Origin of the sequence: Streptomyces sp. NPDC001787, from assembly GCF_040297465.1 — a bacterium.
Lineage (GTDB): Bacteria > Actinomycetota > Actinomycetes > Streptomycetales > Streptomycetaceae > Streptomyces.
On record NZ_JBEOZE010000035.1, the window covers coordinates 81332 to 88884 of the forward strand.

9 protein-coding genes are annotated in these 7553 nt (G+C 71.2%); 1 reads left to right on the top strand and 8 read right to left on the bottom strand.

Annotation, left to right across the window (positions count from 1 at the left end; all coding sequences use genetic code 11):
- Positions 1–507: 507 nt before the first annotated feature.
- The 8 genes from ABT170_RS33940 to ABT170_RS33975 form a co-directional block, all read right to left on the bottom strand.
- The gene (locus tag ABT170_RS33940) at positions 508–1278 is read right to left on the bottom strand and encodes a hypothetical protein (RefSeq protein WP_351873964.1); all 771 of its coding nucleotides are present in this window, start codon (positions 1276–1278) and stop codon (positions 508–510) included.
- Between the two features lie 58 nt (positions 1279–1336).
- Positions 1337–1522 carry a hypothetical protein gene (locus ABT170_RS33945; protein WP_351873967.1) on the bottom strand — a complete coding sequence of 62 codons (186 nt, stop codon included), beginning with the start codon at positions 1520–1522 and terminating at the stop codon, positions 1337–1339.
- 597 nt (positions 1523–2119) lie between these two features.
- On the bottom strand, positions 2120–2728 hold the full coding sequence (locus ABT170_RS33950; protein WP_351873970.1) for a hypothetical protein: 609 nt from the start codon (positions 2726–2728) through the stop codon (positions 2120–2122).
- Between the two features lie 64 nt (positions 2729–2792).
- The gene (locus tag ABT170_RS33955; protein WP_351873973.1) at positions 2793–2957 is read right to left on the bottom strand and encodes a hypothetical protein; all 165 of its coding nucleotides are present in this window, start codon (positions 2955–2957) and stop codon (positions 2793–2795) included.
- A gap of 361 nt (positions 2958–3318) precedes the next feature.
- Entirely contained in the window at positions 3319–3894 is a 576-nt protein-coding gene (locus tag ABT170_RS33960; protein ID WP_351873976.1) for an LPD29 domain-containing protein, read from the bottom strand.
- Between the two features lie 163 nt (positions 3895–4057).
- Positions 4058–4726, bottom strand: coding sequence for a hypothetical protein (locus ABT170_RS33965; protein ID WP_351873979.1), 669 nt, complete (start codon positions 4724–4726; stop codon positions 4058–4060).
- Between the two features lie 182 nt (positions 4727–4908).
- A complete protein-coding gene (locus ABT170_RS33970) occupies positions 4909–5433 on the bottom strand; it encodes a hypothetical protein (protein ID WP_351873982.1) in 525 nt (174 codons plus the stop codon).
- A 105-nt stretch (positions 5434–5538) separates the two neighbouring features.
- Positions 5539–5868 (bottom strand): hypothetical protein, encoded by a 330-nt coding sequence (locus tag ABT170_RS33975; protein ID WP_351873985.1) that lies wholly within the window; start codon positions 5866–5868, stop codon positions 5539–5541.
- Positions 5869–6114: 246 nt separating this feature from the next.
- On the opposite strand from ABT170_RS33975, the gene ABT170_RS33980 reads away from it, so the two are divergent.
- The gene (locus tag ABT170_RS33980) at positions 6115–6765 is read left to right on the top strand and encodes a hypothetical protein (protein WP_351873988.1); all 651 of its coding nucleotides are present in this window, start codon (positions 6115–6117) and stop codon (positions 6763–6765) included.
- The last annotated feature ends 788 nt before the right edge of the window (positions 6766–7553 follow it).

Sequence of the window (7553 nt, forward strand, 5' to 3'; positions counted from 1 at the left end):
GCGAGGAGACGCTCGCCGACCAGGTGCTGGATGAGGCGGTCGCGGGGTAGACGGTTGTTCGCTCTGTTCGGGTACGAGGCCGCGGGCCTGCCGTGCGTTGCTGGTCGTCACCGTCCACGGCGCTCCGGGCGGCGGGCCGTTGCGCTGGGTCCGGGCGGTCCTGGAGCTGGCCGGGAGGCTGTGGGCGTGGCCGCGGTCCGCCGCCGCGGACTTGCGGGTGTACGGCCGGCTGCTCGCCGCCCGCCTGGCCGCGCGCTCGCCTCCGGTGGCGACGGCGCGGCTGGCGGTGGAGTGGTGGGTCCGGTGGTCGAGGCCACCGATCGGCTGTCGGCCGGCCGCCCGCGGTGCTGCGTACGGGGCGGTGGCGGCCGGCGGGGGTGATGCGGCTGCCGCGGGTGTGCACGCTCCGCCGGTGAGAGTCCGTGTGCTGCGGTGGGTGCTGCTGTCCGGGGGCCGGGCCGATGCTGTCTTCTGCGCCTTGGCCGGCCTGGGAGTTGCCCGGGTTCCTTACTTCTCGGGGGTGGTGGGGCCGGCGGCGTCGGCGGTCCTGCGCAGGCCGTCCAGGCGGGATGCCCTGGCCAGTACCGCGGTGGCGGTCTGTGCGGCGGCGGCTGCGTGGTCGGTGAGTTTGCTGCTGCCGGTGGCGGCGTCGGCGAGCTGTTCGGCCAGTTCGCTCAGCTGTCGGGCTTCCTTGGCCACCAGGGCGGCCTCGTTGCTGATCTGGTCGGCCACCGTGCCGCGGGGCAGGTCGTTGATCACGGTGTCCCCCGGGGTCGGGGTCCACCAGAAGATGCGGCCCATCTCGTCGGTGCCGTCCGGTTCGGCGAAGGAGCCTCGGGACAGGCTCATTTCGATGGCGCCGGGGGTGGTGCCGCGTGCGGTGGCCAGGTGGTTGACGTAGTAGCGCTTCCTCTGGGTGGCGGGGTCGATGGTGGGGGCCGTCGGGAGCCAGCGGCCCTTGCCCTGGTTCTTGTTGACGGGGTGGCCGTGTTCGTCGAGATAGCCCAGGGCCTTGCCCAGGGCCATGACCACGCTCACCGGGTAGCGGGGGCGGGGGTGTTCCAGCGCCTCCGGGCCCAGCCCGGCGCCGATCGCTTCGGCGACGGCGTGCAGGGCGGGTTTGTGGTCGGGGGTTTTTCCGCCCATGGCCGCCTGGACGGGGGGCTTGTGCCACTTCTGCGAGGCGCTGCGGCTGAGTCCGAAGGCGCGGCTGATGTCGCTCAGGCTGAGCGGCTCGGTACGGCGGGTCAGGTCGATGTCCGGGGTGTTGTCGTCCATGGGGAGATCCTCTTGCCGGCTTCCTCTTCGGGGTGGGCGGGGTGAACGTGGCCGGTGCCTACGGCTCCTCGACGAACGCGGCGGCGCGCGCTTCCGGCGCCTCGTACGGGGTGACGAGCGTGCCGGTGTCGCGCATGGAGAGGTCGAGCGCCAGGGCGGCGAAGCTCATGTCCACGGGGGACCTCCCATCGCGGTCGGGGGCGCACTCGTCGGGGCGGTGCGGGGGTGCGCGGCGAGCTGCCATTTTGACTCTTAAAACTATACAGCATGTGTGCGAATGCACGCAAGCCTTAAGAGGCAAAGGGGGTCGTGTGGGGCCTTCCGCCCGCAGCCTCGCGCGGGGCGCGGGTATGCCGCGCGGGAGCGGTTCAAAGGACGCGGCCGGAGCCAGGCGGGGCTGGATCCGGATGAGCTGGGCCGGAGGGCGGGTTGGGCTACCAGCGGGGGCCTCGCCCTCGCGCGGCGGGCATTCGCCGTAGGGCTGCTGGCACAGGCCCCGGCAGTGGCGGCAGTCTCCCGACGTGTGCATGCACGGGGTGCCGCACGGGTTGCCGGTGCGTGCGCGGACGAGTTCGACCTGGTCGGGCCAGATGCCGCCGTCGACGCCGGAGAAGAACAGCAGGCCGTCCAACTTGCAGGCCACGGCGCGGACTTCGCCGTGGTGCTGGGGGTGCAGGATGCGGACGGTGTCGCCGGCGTGGTAGCGCATGGTCGTGCCTCCGGGGAGTGAGGGGTGGGCGGCTGCCGGGACCGCTGCTCACGGGGGAGCGGGCCGGCTGGCTTGGGGGGTGAAGAGGCGCGATGCCGTTCGTGTGCCGGGCGGTTGGTGGCCCGGGGCCGGTCAGATGAGGCCGAGGGTGGGCCACATCGTGAGGGTGCTGAGCTCGATGACGCCGTCGGGGTGGCGTTCGAGGATGTGGAACTCCTCGCGCAGGACGTCGTCCTCCAGGCGGACGCGCAGGGCCATGCGGGGAAAGTCGCGCATCGGGTGGCCGTCGAGGTCGGCGAGGGTGACGTACCAGTGCTTGCCGGTGAGGTAGAGCCGGTCCCCGGGCCGCGCCTGGTCGATCAGGGCCTGCCGGAGGTGGTATTCGGCGAACTGGCAGGGCTTGATGGCCTGCTGCAGGGCGCGGAAGGCGCGGGCGTCGTCTTCGGTGGCGCCGGGGTCGTGGAGGGCGCTTTCGAGGTCGGCGAGCCGGCCGAGCTTGTCGAGGAAGCCGGGGAAGGCGGGGGCCCGGCCGTCGGCGGACAGGAGGTCGACGTGTTCCCCGTAGATCGCTTCGCCGCCCTGAGCCGCAGAGAGGGCGGAGGTGAGTACGGCGACGTGCTGGCCATCGATCTCGTAGACACGCCGGACGGTGGCGGGGCGGCCGAGGTGGTCGGTTACGGCCTTGCCGAGCCAGGGGGAGTCCGGCAGGGCTGTGGCCTGGGCGGTGAGTTCGTGGTCCACGTGCTGCTCATCTCCTCGATGGCGAAGCCCGGGGCGCGGAGGTCCGCGCCCCGGGGCGGGCTATTCAGGCGTGGCCGACGGAGTCGGTGGTGACCGTGATGGAGCAGAGGTCGATGTCGAGCTTGACGGAGATGAAGCCGGGGGTCTCGGACGGGCCGTTGTAGACGCCGGGGAGCTTGCCGGAGCCCCAGACGATGCGCTGGCCGGGGGTGAGGTGGGTGTTGGACATGTCCAGGTCCTTTCGGTGGTGCGGGGCGGGTTCCGAAGGGTTACCCCGCGTTCCCTGTTGACTCTTAAGACTATACATAGAATTCAGGGGAGACGCAAGCCTTAAGAGTCAAAGTGCTGCGCCCCGGTGAGGCGGGAAAATGTCGCGGGCCCGTCTGCTCACGCGGCGCCCGGCCGCCGCGTGATGACCCGTCGTGGTGCCTGCGGTGCCCCGATGCGGCGGCCCGGCCGTTGCCGGGCCCCGGAGGTCACGGTCCAGGCCGGGTGAGGCGGGCAGCCGCTTCCGGTCCACCGTGGTGGGCGCCGCCGAAGGGCTGGCGCTGGTGGCGGGCGGACGGCCGGGCCGCACCGGGCCGGGGGCGTCAGGCGCGGTTGAGGGCGATCGCGGCGAGGAGAGGCGTGCCGTGGTAGTCGCGTCCGGCGTGGGTGACCGAGATGCGGGCGGGACGGCGCTCCTCGGAGGGGCCGTAGGTGGCGAGCAGGGGAGCGGTGACGGTACTGACCGCGGTTCGGCCGGGGCCGCCGGTCCAGCTGACGGACAGCTCCCACATCGCCTTGCCCCGGCCGGTGCGCACTGAGAACTTCACCCCGGGGAAGGCTCGGCGCAGCTGCTTACGCAGGTGGACGGCGGCGACCTTGGGGAGCAGGGTTCCGGTGGCGTACTCGCGTTCCCGTTCGCTGACGACGGGAGTGACAGAAGTGTGGCGGACGTGGATGTACGGGCTCGGCCTGCCGTCCAGGGTGAGCAGTTCGTAGCGGCGGGCGGGGTGGCCGAAGAAGGCGGAGGCCGTGCAGTGGCGGCAGTTGCACGGCGAGACCAGCCACTGGCCGTGGCCCTCTTCGAGGGTGCCCTGGTAGGTCACCTTGGTGCCGGCGGGCAGGCGCAGGGCGAGGTAGGCGGCGGAGGCGTCCATGGGGCCGGTGGCGGTCGTGTACATGGTTCCTCCTGGAGTTCCATTCCGTCTTGACTCTTAAGGCTATACAGGCGGGTGGGCTTGAACGCAAGCCTTAAGAGTCATAGCGATAGAGTTCCGGACGGGTTTCGCACCCGCGCCGCAGGGCGCTGCGGCGGCGCCGGGGCCCCGCTGCGCACTGCGGGAATCAGATCCGGGTCAGTCGCCGCATGAGGGTCACGGGCGCGGGGATCGTGGTGCGGGCGTCCGGGCCGGTGACGGTGCGGACGCGGGCGTGGCCGCCGAACGTGTCCATGACCCGGCTGCTCGCGTCGGTCAGCGGCCACGGGCCGTTCCACCACGAGCTGTTGGGCGCGCACGCCAGGGTCAGCGTGTAACGGCCGTCCGCGCGCGGCGCGGGGGTGAAGGAGTGGCGCAGCTGGAACTCGTGCCAGTAGTCGCCGTACGCCTCGGCGGGGTGTCCCGCGTAGGGCTCGCGGGTGATCTCGACGTCCTCGCGTCCCAGCGCCCAGGTGATGCGGTGCGCCTTGTCGTCGAGCCAGGCGAAGACGCTGGGGTCGGCCGAGGTGACCGTCCAGATCTCCTCCTCGGTCCACTTGCCGCCGTCGGCCGCCGGGAGCTCCTTGGGCCCGACTCCGGTCACCACGGCCGTCTGCGTGCCGTCGGCGTTCTCGCGCAGCCACGCGCCGCCCGTAACTTCGGTGAAGTCGTCACCGGGCGTCCAGGGCGCCGGTGCGTCGGCGAAGGCCCCGGCCGGGAAGGTGTGTTCCACCTCGACGAGGTGGGCGAAGGGCGAGGTGCTGGAAGGTGCCTGGTGGGCCGAGCGGAGGATGTTGCGGGTGAGGCTGCGGTTCATGGCCGGCCCGGGAGTTCCGTTCCCATGTTGACTCTTAAGACTATACAAGTGGGCGAGTTTGAGCGCAAGCCTTAAGAGTCAATTGTGTGGAGTGGGCCCCGGTCGCTGTAATGCGGCGCGTCGCCGGCGCGCGGGCGCGGGCTGGCCGGGCTGCGCTCCGGGTCGTGGTCCGCCCGGGCGGGTCAGGAGGTGGTGAGGATGTAGGTGTGGGTGTGCAGGGTGTTGGCGATGGCGTAGCGGGCGTGGATGCGGCCGTGAGTGCGGTCCAGGGTGATGCGGGCGGCGCGGTAGCGCTGCGCGGTGCCCTGGAGGGAGGTGCGGACGTCGGCGGGGCGCAGGCCCGGGACGGGGCGTCGGGGGCTGCCGGTGGTGTCGCCGAGGACGGCGCCGAGGCGGTCGAGGGCGCAGCGGTGCAGTACGGCGCCGGTGGCCGGGCGGACGTCGAGCAGGCGCAGGGCGTCGGGGGTGTCCAGCGGGCGGCCGGGCAGGGGCTGGTGGGCGTCGGGGCGGGCGGGCACGAAGGCGGCGTTGGGGCCGGTGAGCAGGCCGCGTACGGCGTCGTCGTCGATCTCGGCCGGACTGTCGCCGCCGGGGACGGCCCACCGCTGGGTGTGCCGCAGGCCCCGATACCAGGTCCGGCCGTCACCGGTGCGGACGGTGTCGTGGTCGGCGAAGCGCCACACGACCGGGGCGGAGGTGGGCGTCACGTGTACTCCTGGGGCAGGTGAGAAGTGAGGGGCGAGGCGGGCCGCTGCGCCCGGCTTCCACGGGGCCACTCCGGCGCACCCGGAGCGGCCCCGTGGAAGCGGCGCTCACGTTCCGGCCGGGGCCGGTGTGTGGGCGGGCAGGGGGACGGGGTTGGCCATCGGGTTGTCGAGCTGGGTGTACCAGTCCTCGTCGTCGGCGAAGACCGTGCCGCATCCGGCGGTGCAGGCCAACTGGCCGGGCTTGAGGAGCTTCTGCCCCTCGTGCACGGGCGAGCTGAGGTAGCCGACCGCCGAGCCGTGGTTGCAGAATCCGCGGTCGCGCACGGCGTGCCAGACGTCGGCCTCGGCGTTCATCTGAGCCATCTCCAGGTCGACGTCCAGGCGCTCGGTGTAGATCGCTTCGAGTTCGTCGCTGCTGTTCTCATCGGTGTACACAGGCCCCTCCAGGCGGTCGCCATCCCATGTTGACTCTTAAGACTATACAGCTCGGGCGACGCGAGGGAAAGCCTTAAGAGTCGAAAGCGCTGCCGCCGCCCGCATGGTCCCGCCGGAGTGCGCACCTCGTCGCCGCAAGGGTGCACCCCCACGATTGACTCTTAAGACTTGCTCGTGCGCCGATCGCCATGTATAGTCTTAAGAGTCAAAGGGGTTGTTCCTCCCACTACTGCTGAGGAGTTCGTCATGGAAACCAGTGATCTGCGGAGCGACATCGTCAGCGCCATCGTGGCGTCACTCGGCAGTGGCCACCGGACCGGCGATGTGGCCGTGGCGGTCATCTGCCCGGACGGGGCGTTCGCGGACGCTCCGCACTGGTCCCCCGGTGCCGACTTCGCCGCCGTTGGGGGCGAGAGCCCGGAAGCCAGGTGCTGGGAGCGGCACAACGCCGACGGCACGGTCACGGTCGTTGCGGCCGGAGTGGGGCCGGTTCCCGAGGTGTGGACGGTGACCGCCGCGCCCGAGGACTTCGACGGGTGCGGCCTCGGCAACAGCATGCACGGCATCACCCGGATGCGGGATGAGCCCGGTGCCGTCATCCACCGGGAGCCCTACGCGGGCCACCCCTCGGAGGCCGTCGCCCGGTATTGGGACGCCTTCCGGCAGGAGTGGGGCGTGATGCCCCGGGGCGAGGTGCAGGAGGGCGCCGGGTGGATGTTCGGGTCGGGGAAGGTGTGGTTCTACCTGGACGCGCGGGTGGAGGACAGCGGCGTACTGCTCGGGGCCGTCCTTGAGCTGTGCGAGTCCTTCGGGGCGACGGCGCGGGTCTATCCGTACAACCCGGGCACGAAGTCCTATGACGGTCCGGACGTGTACCCCGACTACGTGCAGCGGTAGGCAGCTCGGCCCCGTCCGGGCGGACCTTCGTTCCGCCGCAGTCCTACCGCTGGGATGCGCCGCACGCCCCGCAGGCCCGTGCGGCGTTCCCCGCACGCCCGAGCTGTGGGGTGTGGCGCCGGCCGGGTCCGTTCCCGTGTCGTGGTCGTCTGGCCCTCGCCGGGCCCGTCGCGGTCGATGTCCCGCTGCTGTGCCCGCCGCCCCGGAGCGCTGCTCCCCGTGCCGGGCCCTGCTGGACGTCGTGCTGCTCGGTGTCGGCACCGGTGGGTGGTGGAGGGGGTGTTCAGGTTCGTCCGGTGACGTTCGGCGGGGAGCGCGCGGTGCTGGGCGACGTCTTGGTGGGCCGCGGGCCGGCCGCGGTTCGCCCCGGGCCGCAGTTGCGCGAGGCGGTGAAATTTCCGCGACTTTGGGCGGGTGTTACGTGACGAATTCGAGGGCGTTACGTAACACATTCCGGGTCCGTTCCGTTACGCTTTCCGTTACGGGTTATGACGGTGAATAAGTGGCACCGTGCGGTGCCTTATTGCTGGCTTTCCTTGAATGCCCGTCAGTTCCCCTCGCCGTGGGCCTTGAAATGTATTTTCAGGTGCTATCTGAGCCGATCGATAAGCAATTTGGTGTAGACCACTTGCGATCCGCTGTTCCCTGTGTTGATGATGAGCCATCAGAAAGCAACGGCGCCCGGCAAGTTGCGACCCCCTCTTGTTGCTGCCATACTGTAACCACAACAGAGCGGGACCAAGGAGCCCGGAGGGCGACGCGGGGCCCACCGAGAACAACAACACAAG

Excerpts from the sequence above, each read along its gene's own strand:
- ABT170_RS33940 (WP_351873964.1), bottom strand. The coding sequence starts at position 1,278 with ATGGACGACAACACCCCGGACATCGACCTGACCCGCCGTACCGAGCCG.
- ABT170_RS33945 (WP_351873967.1), bottom strand. The coding sequence starts at position 1,522 with ATGGCAGCTCGCCGCGCACCCCCGCACCGCCCCGACGAGTGCGCCCCC.
- ABT170_RS33955 (WP_351873973.1), bottom strand. The coding sequence starts at position 2,957 with ATGTCCAACACCCACCTCACCCCCGGCCAGCGCATCGTCTGGGGCTCC.
- ABT170_RS33960 (WP_351873976.1), bottom strand. The coding sequence starts at position 3,894 with ATGTACACGACCGCCACCGGCCCCATGGACGCCTCCGCCGCCTACCTC.
- ABT170_RS33965 (WP_351873979.1), bottom strand. The coding sequence starts at position 4,726 with ATGAACCGCAGCCTCACCCGCAACATCCTCCGCTCGGCCCACCAGGCA.
- ABT170_RS33980 (WP_351873988.1), top strand. The coding sequence starts at position 6,115 with ATGGAAACCAGTGATCTGCGGAGCGACATCGTCAGCGCCATCGTGGCG.